A 15,951-nucleotide genomic window follows, 5' to 3' on the forward strand; every position below is an offset into this window, starting at 1 on the left:
CGGTCAGGGGTACTGCTGTACCTGCCCTTGCTGGTCGTACTGAGCGCCCGGGATCGGCTTCAGGTTGACCTCGACGCGGCGGTTCTGCGCCCGGCCATTGGCGTCGGCGTTGCTGGCGATCGGCTGGTCCGGGCCCATGCCACGTACCGAGACGCGCGAAGCATCGACACCCTGCGAGGTCAGGTAGCTGCTGACCGCCTGGGCACGGCGCTGGGACAGGTCCATGTTGTGCTGGCGGCTGCCGGTGCTGTCGGTGAAGCCAACCACTTCGATGGTGTTCTGGTTGAACTGCTTGAACGAGTTCGCCAGGTTGTTCAGCGGCGAGTAGAAGCTTGGGGCGATGTTCGCCGAGTCGGTGGCGAAGGTGATATTGCCCGGCATGATCAGCTTGATCTGGTCGCCCTGGCGCTGCACTTCGACGCCGGTGTTGGCCATCTGCGCGCGCAGCTCGGCTTCCTGCTTGTCGGCGTAGTAGCCATAGCCTGCGGCCGCGGCGCCCACTGCGGCGGCGCCGATCAGGGCACCTTTGCCGCGGTTGTTGTGGTCGATGGCAGCACCGGCGATGGCGCCGGCCAGCGCGCCCAGGCCGCCGTACTTGGCGGTCTTGCTCATCCCTGTGGAGCCGCCTTGTGCCTGACCTTGGCTGTCATAAGGGTTCTGGCTCGCGCAGCCGGTCATCAAGGCTGCAGCGGTTGCGACGATAATCAGACGACGCATGGTGAACATGGACAAGCTCCTACAAAAATTCAGTTGTGCGGCAGATCGCAGATGGATCGATGCCAGCCTTGGATCACATGAAGGCGAATTAATTCCATAAAAACATGTTCATACGGATTCATGCCCGCACGAACGGGTTCTCGCGCATCTCGTCACCCAAGCGGGTATCGGGGCCGTGGCCGGTGACCACGATCGCGTCTTCATCCAGGCGATACAGCCGCTCCTTGATCGACCGAACGATAGCCCGTTGGTCGCCACCCCACAAATCGGTGCGGCCAATGCCCCGGCGGAACAAGGTGTCACCGGCGATCAGCAGCTTGGCGTCGGCGAACCAGAAGCTCATTGAGCCCGGGGTGTGCCCCGGCGTGTGCAAGGCGACGCCGCAGCCGCAGGCCAGCTCCTCGTCGTCACCCAGCCAGCGGTCTGGCGGCGGCACTGGCGTGTAGGGCACGCCGAACATCTGGCATTGCATTTCCAGGTTGTCCCACAGCGCCTGGTCAGCCTTGTGCAGGTGCAAGGTGGCGCCGGTGAGTTCCTTGAGTTTGCCGGACGCGAGGAAGTGATCGAAGTGCGCGTGGGTGTGGATGATGCTCACCAGGGTCAGGCCGTGGGCCTGCAGGCGGGCGAGGATCTTCTCCGGGTCGCCGCCCGGGTCGACGACGATGGCCTTGCGCGTGAGCGGGTCGCCGATCAGCGTGCAGTTGCACTGCAGGGGGCCGACGGGGAAGGTTTCGCGGATGAGGGCTAGCGGTGTGTTTTCCATGAGCGTCAATCAATCGAATAGCGTTTGAATGCGAGCCAGCGCGTCGAGGATCACCCCCTCAGGAACCGACTCGATGCGTTTGGCGCCTCGGGCTTCAAGGTCGACCGTGCGAAGCTGGTTGCAGAGCATCACGCCTTGGGTCTGCGTGCCCGCGCCGCTGAGGGTAACGGCAAATCCGGCATGCCTGGCGAAGTCCGCGCCTTGGGATATGGGTACGATCACGGCAAGGCCCGAGGCATTGAAGGCAGCCGGCGAAATCACCAACGCCGGGCGCCCACTGCCCTGCTGCTCGCGACCTAGCGTAGGGTCGAGATTGACACGCACGATATCGCCTCTGCCGAACCCGACCCGCCTCACACTTCACGCCCCACTGGAGGCATGGCGTTCCAGCCGGCCATGTCCTCGGGCTCCGGCGCGTTCAGGTCACATTGCGCCATCAGCTCTTCGAGGGTGTATTTGGGCTTGGGCCTGACGGGTTTGAGCACCAGCGTTTCGCCTGCAGTGTCCAGGCTCAGGGTAGAGCCGACACCGAGGCGCATTTGTTTGAGGACGGTCGACGGCAGGCGAATGGCGGCGCTGTTGCCCCATTGCTGAATTTTGATCTGCATGAGTATCTCCCAAGGTAGATACATAGTAGAAACCCTCCAAGTGATTGCAAGTGAAATGTAGAAACGGCGTATCTACAGTTTCGCTCGCCCAGCAGCAAAAAAAGCCTGGATCTCACCAGCGAGAGCTTCCACACGAAGTCTTGGGAAACGGCCTACAAATGCTCAGTCGGCGTTCAAGGCAAATACAACTTGAACAACCCACCCCCAAGCGTCCCGCCATTGGAAATCTCGATCCGCCCACGCACCCCGTCACGCTCATGCAACGCCGCGATGCGCGCCGCAAAGTACAGCCCAAGCCCGGTGCTGCCGCCCTGCGCCTCGATGCCCTGCACGTAATCCTGCTGCCGCTCGAGCATGCGCGCCGGGTAACCGGGGCCGTCGTCGTTGACGCTGATGACCAGGTGATCGTTTTCTTCGCCAATGCTGATCAACAACGCATGCCCGGCATAGCGCGTGGCATTGGTGACCACGTTGGCGATCACCGAGGCCACCAGCTCGCGGTCGAAGAAGCCCAGCGGGTTGTCGCTGTCGATGCGCCAGGTAGCGAGGATGTCGTTGTGCTCCAGCACTTGCTGGTGGGCCGCCAGCTGAGCTTCGATGAAGTCATCCAGCTCGTGGTAGTCCGGGCAGATCGGCAGCTGGTTGACGCCCAGCTTGTACAACCCGAGCAGCTGCACCAGCATACCGTTGAGGTGGCGGAACTCGTGCTCGATCACGCCTTGCTCGGTACCGCCGCGCAGGTCTTCGGGCAGGCGCGCCAGCCACTGGTCGTGGGACTGGATCAGCGCTGACAGCGAGTTTTTCAGGTCGTGCACGGTGGAGGCGATCACCGTGGAAAAATCCAGCCCCTGATTGTCCTGGCTCATGCGCCGAACACCTTGATGTGCAATTTGCGATAGCGGTCGTAGCGGCTGTCGCTGGCGGGGATACCGGCCACGCTGGTCAGGCAGGCGCGGCACTCCTGGAGGATGGCCGGCGGCGTGGCTTCGCCACCGATGCGCAGCAGTGCCTGGGCGGTGTTGAGCGCGATGCTGATGTTCTTCGGCTGCAACGACAGGGCCTTGCGGAACATCTGCAACGCTTCGTTGAGTTGCCCGGCCTGGTAGCTGCGTACCCCCTGGCGGTTGAGGTCGACCGCCTCGGTGACCGCGCCGAGCACGCTCGGGTCGTCGGTCAGCTTGGCCACGCTCTGCATCACCTTGGGGTCATCGCCGTAGGTTTCCACGCAGCCTTTGAGGATGGTGCTGCCGGCGCTTTCCTGGCCCAGTGACTGCAACTGCCTGGCCACGGTCAAGGCCGCCTCGACCGAGAAGAACTGGTCCATCTTGTCCAGCCGGCCAATGGCCTGCTCGGTGAGCTTGGCGGCCGTTTCGGCATCGCCGGCCTGCTGCAGGCTGGCAGCTTTCATCAAGCGCGCACGCACCTGCAGGCCCTGGTCGTCGGCGTTGTCCTTGGCCACTTCGCTGAGCACGGTGTTGATCTCGACGCGGGTACGCGCGTCCAGGCCGAAACCGGCGTTCTTGTTCATCAGCGCCTGGACCAGCCCAAGGTTGCTTTCAGCGTCCTTGTAGCGCGAGCTCTGGCCCTGGTTGACCGCATGGCGAAACGCCTTGGAAGCGCTCTCGAAATCTTCGTTGTCCAGCGCCAGCTTGCCCAGCGTGGCCTGGCGGCGCACTGCCAGCGGCGACAGGCGCACCGCTTCTTCGAGCATGTTCTGCGCACGCTTGGTGTCGCCCTGGGCGACCAGCACATCGGCCATGCCGTCGTACAGGCCGGGCATGATCGGGAAGGCCTTGAGCGCCTGCTCGTACACCCCCTGGGCCTGGGCGTGCTGGCCGCGCTTGTGCATCAGGCTGCCCAGCGCGGCATACACCCAGGGCTGCGGGCGGCTGGCGAGGATGGTCTTGAGAAACTTCTCCAGCTCCTCGAAGCGGTTCAGCGCACGCAAGGCATCGGCCCGGTAGCGCAAGCACAGCGGCGCGAAGCGCGGGTCTTTCTTGCACAGCTCGGCACAGGCCGCCAGCACCTCGGCCGGGCGGCCGCGGTCCAGGGCCTGGAGAATCGGCTTGAGCAAGGTCTTGCGCTGGGTCAGCTTGTCCAGGCGCTGGGCCAGGCCGACGCGGTTGAACGGCTTGGTCAGGTAGGCGTCCGGCTCATGCTCGAGGGCGCTGAGCACGATCGCCTGGCTGCTTTCGGCGGTGACCATGATGAACACGCACTCATGGCTGATCAGCTTGTCGAGGATCATGTCCTCGAGCACCTGCTGGCCGTTCTTCTTGCCGTCACCCAGGTGGAAGTCCTGGAGAATGAAGTCGTAACGCTTCTGCCCGCACATGCGCAGGGCTTGCTCACCGCTGTCGGCAGTGTCCACGTCACGCACGCCCAGCTCGCGCAGCATGGAACGTGTCGAGGTGCGGAAGTCGGTGAAGTCGTCGACGATCAGAAAGCTCTTTTGCCCGTACTGCAGCATCAACTCGACCTGTGTTGGAGGATGGGAGTGCGGCGATGCCTATACCGCCAAATCCTGTATCGGCCGCTGGTCGGGAAATATGAGGGTACTGCACGCAACGCTGAACGATAGCCTCAGGCCAGCAGGCCCAGCGACTTGGCCCGGGCCACCGCCTGGGTTCGACGCTCCACGCCCAGCTTGCTGTTGATGTGGCTGGCGTGGGTTTTGACGGTGTGCAGGGAAATGAACAACCGCTCGCTGATCTGCTGGTTGGAACAGCCCTGGGCAATCAGCTCCAGCACTGCCAGCTCACGGCCGCTCAGCGCTTCGCCAGCACCCGCGGCGGGCATGGCGAGCTCGGGCAGGTGCGCCAGCAGCTTGGCCTGAACCTGGCAAGCCGGCTGCGCAAGCAGCTGCTCTCGCAGCCATGCCGGATGCAGTTCTATCAGCCGCTGGAACGGCAGCAACACCCCGCCACGGGCTGCTGCCAGGGCCATTGGCAACTGCCCGGCAGCCTCGCCCTCGCGCCCGTCGGCCAGCAGCAGGAGCATCCACTGGCACGCCGCGCTCAAGGCCAGCAACATGCCGCCCGTGGCCTGGCCGCGCTCGACCAGGGCACATAGGCGTACCTCGGCCTCGTCGCTGCGCCCCTGTACCCGCTCGAGCAGCGCCTGCTGCAACTCGATGTGCAAGGGCAGCAAGGGGTGGAACTCCGGCGCCGCCGCCGGATGCTCGCCGCCATAGGTCTGCCCCAGGCGCAGCAACCACGACTCGGCAAGGTCGGTACGCCCCTGGGCCAGCCACAGCTCGCATTTGACCAGGGTAATCATGGCCAGGTAGAAGATCGGGGGCACGTCCCAGATGTGCATCAGCCGCTCGGCCTCGGCCAGCTCGGCGAACGCCTCGGCATAGTGGCCCTCGCGGCCATCGAGCGCGGCGATCACGCAGTGGCCGATGAGCACGCTGATGTCGCGACAGGCACGCGCCTCGCCCAGCCCGGCCCGCAGGCGCGCACGCCCCTGGGCCGGCTGCAGGCGCGAAACCAGCAGGTAGCCTTCGTACAGGGTCAAGCGCGCGCGCACGGCATACAGGCGCTGCGCCGGCAACCCCTGCAGACGCTGCAACCCCTGGCTCACCTCCTCCAGTGCCCGCAGCACCTCGCCACGGGCATGCAGCACGCGGGCGCGGTCGTAGTGCGCCAGGGCCTCGAACAATGGGTTGCCGACACGCTGCGCCAGCTCGAGCGCTTCGCGGTTCCAGCCCCGCGCACGCCAGTAGTCGGCATCGGCGATGGCCAGGTTCGACAGCGTCGACAGGCACACCAGCCGTTGCCCATAGCGCTTGCACGGCAGGCTCTGCAGCGCTTCGCTGCAATAGGCCAGGGTGCGCTGACGATCACCACGGCCACGGGCGATGACCCCGCTCAATGCCAGCCACTGCGCCAGCATCGACTTCTGCGCCGTGGCCGAAGGCGCGGGCAGGAAGCGGCTGAGGTTGCTCGCCAGTTCTTCTGCGGCATCCAGCTGGCAAGCCAGGCCCAGGGCCCAGCTGTACAGCACGATCAGCCGCGGGGTGCTGATCAGCAGGCTGTCGGGCAGGTCCATCTTCCAGCGCAGCAGCATGCCGACGTTCTGCTCGGCCAGCAGTTGCTCCTCCGAAAGGCTCTGCACCAGGTTGGCGGCAACGTCCAGGTGGCCGGCGCGCAGAGCCTGCTCCACGGCTTCGTCGAGCAGGCCCTGGGCCTGGAACCAGCGGCAGGCACGCAGGTGCAGGCGAGCCAGCGGCTCGCTGGACTGGCGGCTGCGCAGCAGGTCGGAGAACAGGTGGTGATAACGGTACCACTGGCCATGCTCGTCGAGCGGCACCAGAAATACCTGGTGTGCCTGCAGGAAACGCAGGATCACGGCGCTGTCATGGCGCTCGCGCAGGGCATCGCACAGTTCCGCGCAGAAACGCTCCTGGCACGCGGTGTCGAACAGAAAGGCCTGCACGTCCTGCGGCAGGATGTCGATGACTTCTTCGAGCAGGTAGTCGCGAATCAGCCCCTCGCCCCCGTGCAGCGCCTGGGGCAAGGCATGCTCGTCGCCGCTTTCGCTGGCGGCCAGTTGCCAGAAGCGCAGCCCGGCCACCCAGCCGTCGCTGCGCTGGATCAGGTTGTCCAGGGCCTGGCCGCGCAGCCCGGTCGGCTGGCAGCCGATGACGGCCAGCGCCTCATCGGCGGTCAGGCGCAGGTCCTGTTCGTTGAGTTCGGTCAGTTGCCGCGACAGGCGCAGCCGTGCCAGGTGCCAGTCCGGGCGCTGGCGGCTGGTGATGAGCAACACCAGGCCGCTTGGCAGGTGGTTGAGGAAAAACTGCAGGCAGCGGTCGAGTACCGCCCCCTGGGCCAGGTGATAGTCGTCCAGTACCAGCAGCAAGGGCGTATCGGCCTGCAGGTAGAGCCCCAGCTCGTCGAGCAGGCCGTCGAGCCACTCCTCGAAGGCGAAGGGCTGATGGCGCTGGCGCATCTTCAGCAGGCCCATGGCCTGCCCGCCCAGGGCCGGGCAGTACTGCTGCAGGCCTTCGAGCAGGCGCTCGAGGAAGCGGCCAGGGTCGGCATCGCGCTGGCTCAGGCCAAGCCACAGGCTGCGCCAGTGAGCAGGCAAGGCCTCGCAGAACTCGATGGCCAGGGAGCTTTTGCCGAACCCCGCCGGGGCGTTGACCAGCAGCAGGCGCCCGGCAAGGCCCGCGTGCAGGCGCTGGCACAAGCGCGCACGCGCGACGTGGCCTTCCGGTAATGGCGGCCGGAAGAAACGCCCGTCCAGCAGGCCCATGGCCTGGCTGGCGAATCCATGCGTACGGGACAGATCTGTCATGGCCGGCTCGTTATGATTGGAAGACAACGGCGGTACGGATTGTTGCGAGACTAGCCGGTAACGCAGCGCATTTGAAGACAATGGGCGCCATTACCCAGGAAAAGACTGCGACAAAACGCAACATGGCTGATAGACAGCGGCTGCCACAAGGGTTTGGCGGGGTATTCAGCGCAGTGATTGCCCAGGCAGAACAGAAACGCCCCGGCAAGCCGGGGCGTTCTGGGAGATCACACGGAGGGGGTTAGTGCTTCAACGAATACCGGTCTGGCGCAGCGCGGCAGGCTGGAAGTCGGCCTTGCTGGCACTGAAGCCGAAGTCGTAGGAGCGCTTCTCTTCGTTCTTCATGCCCAGGGCCAGGTAACGGCCCGATTGCAGGTCGTAGATGGCTTCCAGGGTGTACCACGGCACCTGCACGTTGTAGTAGTCCTGGGAATGCGCCTCGGAAACGCGCCACAGCTGGTTGCGCCCGTCATACTGGTCGATCACCGCGGCTTGCCAGGTATCCTCGTCGATATAGAAGTCACGCTTGGCGTAGATATGCCGCTGGCTCGGCTTGAGCGTCGCAACCACATGCCATACCCGGCGCAGCTCGTAACGGGTCAGGTCCTGGTTGATGTGGCCGGCCTTGATGATGTCGGTGTACTTGAGCTTCGGGTCGTCGAGCTTGTAGGCGTTGGAGGCGATGTACAGCTCCTTCTTGCCTTCGAGCTTCCAGTCGTAGCGGTCTGGCGCACCGTTGAACATGTCCAGGTTGTCCGAGGTACGCAGGCCATCGGCAGCGGTACCCGGGCCGTCGTAAGACACCTGCGGCGCCTTGCGCACCCGGCGCTGGCCGGCGTTGTAGATCCACGCCTGGCGTGGCTCCTTGACCTGGTCGAGGGTCTCGTACACCAGCAGCACGGTACCGGCCAGGCGTGCCGGCGCGGTCACTTCCTGCTTGAAGTAGAAGAGGATGTTGCCCGGGTTGTTCGGGTCGTAATCCTTCATCTTGTCGCGGAACACGAACTGGTCGGAGAAGTACACCGGGTTGAAGGTGCCGTTCACTTGTGGCGTTGCCTGGGTCACCAGACGGCTGACGCTGCCGCCTCGGTAGCGGGTGATGTGGTTCCAGATCACCTCCAGGCCACTTTTGGGGATCGGGAACGGCACGGCGGTCTGGAAGTTGTTCAGGCCGTTGCCGCCCTCGACCAGGGTGGTGCTGGTGGCGTTCTTCTTGATGGCGGCGAACACATCGTCAGGCACGGTGGCGCCACGGTGAGTCTTGTACACCGGGATCCTGTAGGTGTCCGGGTAGCGCTTGAACATCGCCACCTGGCCCGGCGACAGCTTGTCCTTGTACTGCTCGACGTTCTGCGCGGTGATGGTGAACAGCGGTTTTTCGCTGCCATAAGGGTCGGCAAGGAAGCCCTTGGCGTCGACGCTGCCCGCGGTCTTGGACAGTGGCTGCCACGGGCCGATGGAGCCATCGGCGTTACCGGCCTTTTCCGCGCCCATCGGAGTCAGGGTAGTGCCCAGCTTGGCCGCTTCGTCAGCGGAAACCGCAGCCATGACGCCGGTCGCCAGCAGGGACAGGCCCAGCACACCGGCTTGCAGCAGACTTCTGGTCTTGTTCATGTCGTGTCGTCCTGGATCTGTGTGCTTAGAAGTTCACGCCGAAGCTGAGGGCGACGAAGTCGCGATCATCCACGGTGCTGTACTTGCCGTCGAAGAAGTTGGTGTACGACAGGCTGGCGGTGTAGGTGTTCAGGTACTCCGCGTCCAGGCCAAGGCTGACTGCCTTGCGGCCTTCCTCGAAGTTGCCGCCTGGGCCTGGCGAGTAACCGGACACGTCATGCGACCAGGCCACGTTCGGCTTGAGGTTGATGCCGGCGAACACGTCGTTGTAGTCCCAGATGACCCGCGCGCGGTAACCCCAGGAGGTGCTGGTGGTGTAGCCGTCGTTTTCGCACTTGCGGTTCAGGTTGGTGGTCGAGGCCCCTGGGCCTGCACCGGCGATGGTGCTGGCATTGAGCGCCTGGCAGGTGTCGGCACCGCCGGTGGCGGGCAGCGGGCCGGGGCCGAACACCGGGTCACGGCCATAGCGGGTTTCGTGGGCGTTCTCCAGGCCACCGACATGGGTGACGCCCAGTTCACCGACCACGGTCATGCGGCTGGCGCCCATCACCTGGTCGAAGAAGTGCGTCAGGGTGGTCTGGAACTGGGTGATTTCCTTGCGGTTATAGCCGTGCAGGTCCTGGCCTGGCGTGCCGTTGAGCAGCGATGCGTTGGCCAGCGCCCCACCAATCGGCCGCACGCCGGCGAACAGGATGTCGGTGGTGTTCAACTGCACCGGCGCGTTCGGCCGGTAGCTGAGTTCACCGCTCCACGCGGTGCCGGTGGGCAAGGTGGTGGAGAAGCTCAGGCCATACAGGCGGATATCCTCGGGGTACTCGACGAAGTACTTCGAGTTGCCGGCCACGATCAGCGGCGCCAGTGCCCGCAGTTGCGGCGGCAGCTGGCTGAGGCCGGCGAACACCGATGGCGAGGCGCCGGTGGCGCTGAAGATCGGCGCGCGGCTGTGGTAGTTCATGAAGTAGGCACCGAACTCGGTGTCCAGCGGTTCGAACATGTAGCGCATGGCCACGCCGAACTGGCCGCTGTCGCGGGCATCGCGGTCGGCGCCACGGGCCACCATCACGCCTTCTTCGTTGATGTTCACGCCGCGGCTGGCGAGGAACTGCTGGGCCGCTGCCGGCACGGTACGGCTGCTGTTGAGCACGCGCAGGTTGTCGCTGCAGCCATCGGCGATGATGTCGGGCTGGGAGAAGAAGGTGCCGCAGTTGTCGACGACGGTCTGGTCCCATTCGATCTGGTAGAAGGCTTCGGCCGACAGGTTGTCGGTGAGGCTCTGCGAGATGTAGAACATGTTGACCGGGATCAGGCCTTCCTTGATCTCGGCGCCGGGGCGGCGGAAGGCGGCCACGTCGATCGGGTTGATCGAGTTGATGCCGCCGCCGATGAAGGTACTTTCACCCCAGTTCACCACCTGCTTGCCCAGGCGCACCGAGCCCGGCTGATCGCCGATCGAGTAGTTGTGGTAGACGAAGGCGTCGAGCAGTTGGGCGCCGGAGGACTTGGCGCCTTCCTTGCGGCCGGAGTCGCTGATGTCCTTGAACGGGCGGCTTTCATCCTTGAGCTCGAAGTCGTACCAGTACTTGCCACGCACGAACACGCCGGTGTCGCCGTACTTGAGCTCAAGGTCATGGATGCCCTTGAAGATCTTCGAGAAGGTTTCGCCCTTCTTGAAGTTGAGGTGGCCATCGTCAGAGGTTTGCGACAGGCCCTTGCCGCCATTGTTGACGCCGATCAGGTTCTTGTTCGGGTTGGCCGTCGACCAGCTGGCCCCGACGGAAAGCGACGAGTCGAACTGGCCCTCGATTTCACCGATGTTGAAACTGACCGCAAAAGCAGGACTTGCGAGCGTGGAAGCAAGGCTGACGGCCAAAGGCAGCTTGGCCCGGCGCCAGAACGTGTTTGCAGATGTCATCGACGCTACTCCATGTACTTTTTTGTTATGGCAGTGAGTCCTTTCAAGAACGGCCCGAGCGACCGGTATGCGGGCTTGCACCCGCAGCGACACGTGTTGCGCGTGTCGCCCTCCCCCATTCCTGAAAATCCCCTGGCCCCGACTATAGCCAGCAGGCACAGGTGCTTGATCCCTCTAAAGTGTGATTTGCGCGCTGCGGCGCCATTTCATCCTGAAGTTATCCAGGCTGGGCATTGGCAACGCTCAAGCATGGCGTAATTTTCTCGTTTGGCAAGGCACCAGCCGCTCTAGCGTGCGGGTCGCGTTATGACGCACGCGACCCGCCGCAGGCTCATACGGTCGACAGGAAGGCGCTGTTGCTGGCCTGCCACTGGACGATGTCCTGGCGGATGCGCTTCTTGTCGAGCTTGCCGACACTGGTCTTGGGAATTTCAGTAACAACGGCGATCTGGCTGGGAATTGCCCACTTGTTGATGCGCCCTTCCTCGACGAATGGCTTGAGGTGATCCTTCAGCGTCCTGGCATCGATGACCTGGCCGTCACGCGCCACCAGCAAGGCGAACGGCCGCTCGCCCCACTGCGGGTCGGCCACCCCGACCACGGCCACTTCGCGCACGGCGGGGTGGCGGCTGATCAGGTCTTCGAGGTCGAGGGAGGAAATCCACTCGCCACCGGTCTTGATCACATCCTTGATGCGGTCGCGGATATCGATGTAGCCCATGCCGTCCAGCGTGGCGACGTCACCGGTGTGCAGCCAGCCGCCCTGCCACAGCTCCTCGCTCTTTTCCGGCTCCTTGAAGTAGCCCATGGTCAGCCAGGGCGCGCGCAGCACCAGCTCGCCCTGGGTCTCGCCATCGGCGGGCAGGAAGTTGCCTTCGCCATCGACGATCGCCGCCTCCACCAGCGGCACCGGCACACCGGCCTTGATCCGGTAGCTGACGCGCTCGTCCTCGCTGCCTGCCTGCAGCTCATCGTTGAGGTGCGCGGCCGAGATCAACGGGCAAGTTTCGGACATGCCGTAGGCCGCCGTCAGCTGGATGCCACGGGCCAGCGCGGCCTGGTACAGCGAACGGTTGAGCGCGCTGCCGCCGATGATGATCTTCCAGCCGCCGAAGTCCTGGCCTTGCGAGCTCGGGCAGTTGAGCAGCATCTGCAGGATGGTCGGCACGCAGTGGGAGAAGGTGACCTTCTCTTCGCGCCACAGCTTGATCAGCATGTCCGGTTCGTATCGCCCGGGGTAGACCTGCTTCATGCCCAGCATGGTGGCTGCATAGGGGATGCCCCAGGCATGCACGTGGAACATCGGCGTGATCGGCATGTAGACGTCGTTGCTGCCCAGCAGGCGCACGCTGTCGATGCTGCCGGTGACCGAGGCCTCGGCGAGGGTGTGCAGCACCAACTGGCGATGGGTGAAGTACACGCCCTTGGGGTTGCCGGTGGTGCCGGTGGTGTAGAAGGTGGTGGCCACCGAGTTTTCGTCGAAATCCGGGAAGTCGTACTGCGGGCTGGCGGCGGCGAGCAGCTGCTCGTACTCGCCCACCAGGTTGGGCAGCTCGGCGGTCTTGCTCGGGCCGTCGGTCAGCAGCAGGGTCTTGTCGACCGTGGTCAGTTGCCCGGCGATGGCCTGGTACAGGCCGACGAAATCGCTGTTGACCAGCACCACGCGGTCTTCGGCGTGGTTCATGGTGTAGAGGATCTGCTCGGGAGACAGGCGCACGTTGATGGTGTGCACCACGGCGCCGATCATCGGGATGGCGAACATGCATTCCAGGTAGCGGTGGCTGTCCCAGTCCATCACCGCCACGGTGTCACCGGCCTTGACCCCGGCCTCGGTCAGCACGTTGGCAAGCCGCGCGATGCGCTCGCCCAGTTGTGGATAGGTCAGCCGCAGCTGGTCGCGGTAGACGATTTCGCGGGTTTTTTCGTAGCGGCTGCCGGACATCAGCAGGCGCTTGATCAACAGGGGGAACGAATAGGCGCCCTCGGCGGGCTTGATGATGCGGGTCTGCAGCATGGGTATCCCTTCTTGAAAAGCGAGCCGGACAAGTCAGGGAACAACTGTAGTTCGCCATTGTGACGACCAAATCAGCCGAAGGAATGATTTGGCGGCAGAAGGTATGAGTGGCATTGTGCGGGTTGCCCCCTCTTTGCCATTGCCTCTGGAGCCTTACCGATGCCCAGCCCGCGTCGCGCCGTGTTTCTCGACCACCAGTCCCTGGACCTCGGGGACCTCGACCTGTCCCCGCTGCACGCTCAGTTCGACGAACTGCAGCTGTTCGCCGCAACCCGCCCCGACCAGGTCGCCGAACGCCTGCAGGGCGCGGTCGCGGTGGTGAGCAACAAAGTCATGCTCGACGCCCAGGCGCTGGCCGCCAACCCTCAGCTCAAGCTGATCCTGGTCGCCGCCACCGGCACCAACAACGTCGACATGGCCGCGGCACGCGCCCAGGGCATCACCGTGTGCAACTGCCAAGGCTACGGCACGCCCTCGGTGGCCCAGCACACCCTGGCCCTGCTGCTGGCACTGGCCACGCGCCTGTGCGACTACAACCAGGCCGTGGCAGACGGGCAATGGGCCAAGGCCAGCCAGTTCTGCCTGCTGGACTTCCCGATCATCGAGCTGGAGGGCAAGACCCTCGGCCTGCTCGGCCATGGTGAGCTGGGCGGCGCCGTGGCGCGCCTGGCCGAGGCCTTCGGCATGCGCGTGCTGAGCGGGCAGATCCCCGGCCGCCCGGCGCGTGACGACCGCCTGGCGCTGGATGAACTGCTGCCGCAGGTGGATGCCCTGACCTTGCACTGCCCCCTCAACGACCACACCCGGCACATGATTGGCGCCCGCGAGCTGGCCTTGCTCAAGCCCGGTGCGCTGGTGGTCAACACCGCGCGCGGCGGGCTGATCGACGAACAGGCGCTGGCAGACGCCCTGCGCAACGGCCACCTGGGCGGCGCCGCCACCGACGTGCTCAGCGTCGAGCCGCCGACCCAGGGCAACCCGCTGCTGGCGGCAGGCATCCCGCGCCTGATCATCACCCCGCACAGCGCCTGGGGCGCGGTGGAGTCGCGCCAGCGTATCGTCGGCCAGCTCAGCGAGAACGCCCAGGCCTTCTTCGCCGGCCAGCCGCGCCGCGTGGTCAGCTGAGCGCAGCGACCGGCTCTGCTACACTGCGCCACTTTTTTCAGGAGGCGTCGTCCATGGACCCGCGCAGTGAAGTGTTGCTCCGCCAGGCGGACCTGTTCCAGGGCCCGCTGCTGCTCGCCGGCGCCCCCGCCGACGACCTGCTCGGCCAGTTGCCCAAGGCCCATGGCTGGACCTGGCACGCGGGCGATCAGGCCATGCTCGACAGCCGCTTCGCCGGGCGCAGCCACTATGGCGTGGAGGCTCCGCCGGTGGCTTTCGAGGCGGCCGTGCTGTTCCTGCCCAAGTCCCGCGAGCTGGCCGCCTACCTGCTCAACGCCCTGGCCTCGCGCCTGGCGGGCCGTGAACTCTACCTGGTGGGCGAAAAGCGCGGCGGCATCGAAGGCGCGGCCAAGCAGCTGCAGGCATTCGGCAAGCCGCGCAAGCTCGACAGCGCCCGCCACTGCCAGCTGTGGCAGGTGACCGTGGAACAGGCGCCTGAAGCCAAGCCGCTGGAAAGCCTGGCCGAGCACTTCACCCTCGAGCTGGAAGACGGCCCGCTGCAGATCGTCAGCCTGCCGGGTGTGTTCAGCCACGGCCGCCTCGACCGCGGCACCGCGCTGCTGCTCAAGCACCTGGACAACCTGCCGGCCGGCCATGTGCTGGATTTTGGCTGCGGCGCCGGGGTGCTTGGGGCAACGGTCAAGCGGCGCTATCCACAAAGCCAGGTCACCCTGCTGGATGTGGACGCCTTCGCGGTGGCCGCCAGCCGCCTGACCTTGGCGGCCAACCAGCTGCAAGGCGAGGTCATCAGCGGCGATGGCATCGACGCTGCACCGCGTGACCTGAGCCTGATCCTGAGCAACCCGCCGTTCCATACCGGCGTGCATACCAATTACCAGGCCTCGGAAAACCTGCTGAAAAAATCCGGCGAACATCTGCGAAAAGGCGGCGAAATGCGCCTGGTAGCGAACAGCTTCCTGCGCTACCAGCCGCTGATCGAAGGGGCCCTGGGCAACTGCCAGACCTGCGCCGAAGCCGATGGCTTTCGCATCTACCGGGCCACACGTGGATAGAAACAGGGCTTGCCGAAAGCGTTTCGCCTAGGCAGAATCCGCACCGTCCTAGGGGAGTAGTCTCCCGCGAGCGCCTTGCTCGCCCGGCACGCGTCAACACACTTGGCCCACAGGCCATGGCGCGTGCGACCCACGATCTGCGCAGACAGGTCCAGGGTTTGACAAGACCTATGACACGCACACCTTACCCGGGGCGGGGAGGCTGTACGTGTCATAGCCGTGTCGACCCGCCCCCGTAGGAATCCTGATGCTGGAATCTCTGTTGGTCCCCACCGCCATCGTTGCCCTCGCCGAAATCGGCGACAAGACGCAATTGCTCGCGCTCATCCTCGCTGCCCGTTTTCGCAAGCCCTGGCCAATCATCGCCGGCATCATCGCCGCGACCCTGGCCAACCATGCCGCCGCTGGCGCGGTAGGTGCCTGGGTCAGCGGGTTCTTCACCGAGACGACTTTGCACTGGATCCTTGCCGCGAGCTTCACCGCCACGGCGCTGTGGACCTTGGTGCCGGACAAGATGGACGACGACGAGAACCCGGCGCGCCGCTTCGGCCCGTTTTTGACCACGCTGATCGCGTTCTTCCTGGCGGAAATCGGCGACAAGACCCAGGTCGCCACGGTGATGCTGGCGGCGCAGTATCCGCACCTGATCATGGTCATCATCGGTACCACCCTGGGCATGCTGATTGCCAACGTGCCGGTGGTGCTGGCGGGTAACTTCGCGGCGGAGAAACTGCCGCTGACACTGATTCGCCGCCTGGCGGCAGCTGCCTTCATCGTGCTGGCCGTGGTGGCCGTGTACTCGGCGATGAAGACCAGTGGCTGGGTGGGGTAACTGCAATTTGGCG

At 64.9% G+C, this 15,951-nt stretch carries 13 protein-coding genes and 1 riboswitch; of the genes, 3 read left to right on the forward strand and 10 right to left on the reverse strand.

Annotation, left to right across the window (positions count from 1 at the left end; genetic code table 11):
- Positions 1-3 precede the first annotated feature (3 nt).
- The 10 genes from L6D75_RS09205 to L6D75_RS09250 form a co-directional block, all read right to left on the reverse strand.
- Positions 4-726: a YiaD family glycine zipper/OmpA-like lipoprotein gene (locus tag L6D75_RS09205; protein ID WP_176516831.1), complete on the reverse strand. Its 723-nt coding sequence runs from the start codon at positions 724-726 to the stop codon at positions 4-6.
- A gap of 109 nt (positions 727-835) precedes the next feature.
- Entirely contained in the window at positions 836-1,480 is a 645-nt protein-coding gene (locus L6D75_RS09210) for an MBL fold metallo-hydrolase (RefSeq protein ID WP_176516829.1), read from the reverse strand.
- 9 nt (positions 1,481-1,489) lie between these two features.
- Entirely contained in the window at positions 1,490-1,804 is a 315-nt protein-coding gene (locus L6D75_RS09215) for a type II toxin-antitoxin system ChpB family toxin (protein WP_282444045.1), read from the reverse strand.
- Between the two features lie 29 nt (positions 1,805-1,833).
- Positions 1,834-2,112: an AbrB/MazE/SpoVT family DNA-binding domain-containing protein gene (locus L6D75_RS09220; protein ID WP_176516825.1), complete on the reverse strand. Its 279-nt coding sequence runs from the start codon at positions 2,110-2,112 to the stop codon at positions 1,834-1,836.
- Between the two features lie 149 nt (positions 2,113-2,261).
- On the reverse strand, positions 2,262-2,954 hold the full coding sequence (locus L6D75_RS09225; protein ID WP_176516823.1) for a sensor histidine kinase: 693 nt from the start codon (positions 2,952-2,954) through the stop codon (positions 2,262-2,264).
- Positions 2,951-4,558, reverse strand: a complete 1,608-nt coding sequence (locus L6D75_RS09230) for a tetratricopeptide repeat-containing response regulator (RefSeq protein ID WP_176516821.1) — start codon at positions 4,556-4,558, stop codon at positions 2,951-2,953. Before L6D75_RS09230 ends, L6D75_RS09225 begins: the two co-directional genes overlap by 4 nt.
- A gap of 113 nt (positions 4,559-4,671) precedes the next feature.
- The gene (locus tag L6D75_RS09235; RefSeq protein WP_176516819.1) at positions 4,672-7,389 is read right to left on the reverse strand and encodes a winged helix-turn-helix domain-containing protein; all 2,718 of its coding nucleotides are present in this window, start codon (positions 7,387-7,389) and stop codon (positions 4,672-4,674) included.
- Positions 7,390-7,638: 249 nt separating this feature from the next.
- Complete coding sequence (locus L6D75_RS09240) at positions 7,639-9,003, reverse strand: DUF1329 domain-containing protein (protein WP_176516817.1); 1,365 nt, start codon at positions 9,001-9,003, stop codon at positions 7,639-7,641.
- Between the two features lie 25 nt (positions 9,004-9,028).
- A complete protein-coding gene (locus L6D75_RS09245) occupies positions 9,029-10,915 on the reverse strand; it encodes a DUF1302 domain-containing protein (protein WP_176516815.1) in 1,887 nt (628 codons plus the stop codon).
- Positions 10,916-11,246: 331 nt separating this feature from the next.
- Positions 11,247-12,929: a fatty acid--CoA ligase gene (locus tag L6D75_RS09250; protein ID WP_176516814.1), complete on the reverse strand. Its 1,683-nt coding sequence runs from the start codon at positions 12,927-12,929 to the stop codon at positions 11,247-11,249.
- A 159-nt stretch (positions 12,930-13,088) separates the two neighbouring features.
- On the opposite strand from L6D75_RS09250, the gene L6D75_RS09255 reads away from it, so the two are divergent.
- From L6D75_RS09255 to L6D75_RS09265, 3 genes are all read left to right on the forward strand, one after another.
- Complete coding sequence (locus L6D75_RS09255; protein ID WP_176516813.1) at positions 13,089-14,054, forward strand: 2-hydroxyacid dehydrogenase; 966 nt, start codon at positions 13,089-13,091, stop codon at positions 14,052-14,054.
- A 53-nt stretch (positions 14,055-14,107) separates the two neighbouring features.
- Complete coding sequence (locus tag L6D75_RS09260) at positions 14,108-15,106, forward strand: class I SAM-dependent methyltransferase (RefSeq protein ID WP_176516812.1); 999 nt, start codon at positions 14,108-14,110, stop codon at positions 15,104-15,106.
- 39 nt (positions 15,107-15,145) lie between these two features.
- Positions 15,146-15,266: riboswitch (yybP-ykoY riboswitch) on the forward strand.
- Between the two features lie 90 nt (positions 15,267-15,356).
- The gene (locus L6D75_RS09265; RefSeq protein WP_176516900.1) at positions 15,357-15,938 is read left to right on the forward strand and encodes a TMEM165/GDT1 family protein; all 582 of its coding nucleotides are present in this window, start codon (positions 15,357-15,359) and stop codon (positions 15,936-15,938) included.
- The last annotated feature ends 13 nt before the right edge of the window (positions 15,939-15,951 follow it).

Source organism: Pseudomonas faucium (assembly GCF_021602585.1).
GTDB lineage: Bacteria > Pseudomonadota > Gammaproteobacteria > Pseudomonadales > Pseudomonadaceae > Aquipseudomonas > Aquipseudomonas faucium.